General features: G+C 40.1%; 1 protein-coding gene. It reads right to left on the reverse strand.

Annotated features, from left to right (window positions below):
* The coding region (locus ACOTYN_RS26440; protein WP_421634813.1) for a hypothetical protein at positions 1-611 on the reverse strand (611 nt) is incomplete at both ends.

Raw genomic sequence — 611 nt, forward strand, 5'->3', positions numbered from 1 at the left:
CCACCTTCATCTTATCGACTTTATCGAAGTCAGGAAATACAGTCCCATCGGATATAACACTGCCATCTGGATATATTATTTTAGAGTGAACACCTTTTATTTTCTTTTCTGGCTCAATATACTGAGTGATCTTGCCTTCATCGATCAATGGTTCAAATGAAATATTATTCACATCAACAACATGATATAAGAAAAAGTCCTGAGCACCTAAAAGAGTCAAATCACTTCTATTACGAATTAACCTCCACCTTATTATATACGGATAGTATTTCGGCGATAACTTCAAATCTCCATGTACAGCTTTATATTGCCCATTACGAAAAGCATCATTGTCAAAAGCGAGTGACACCCCTACGGCAGTGCCAGGTACAAGGTCTTTGCCAAGATGTGTCGCATCGATATACTCGATACCTAAATTGACCGCACTCAGGGTCCATTTACACGAGCCACCGCCAGTCATAGCAACCTTTGCTTTCCAGATATCCCCGCTCTCTTGCTGCATGGGGATCCCAATAACGTTATAGCTAGGTTCCGTAATAACTGAACCATCAAATCCACTGATTCTTTTTTTCTTACATTCATAAGAGATGTATCTGACCTCAAGCGGAAAC

The organism is Enterobacter cloacae complex sp. IR5458, from assembly GCF_049238025.1.
In the GTDB taxonomy this organism is placed as follows: Bacteria; Pseudomonadota; Gammaproteobacteria; order Enterobacterales; family Enterobacteriaceae; genus Enterobacter; species Enterobacter kobei.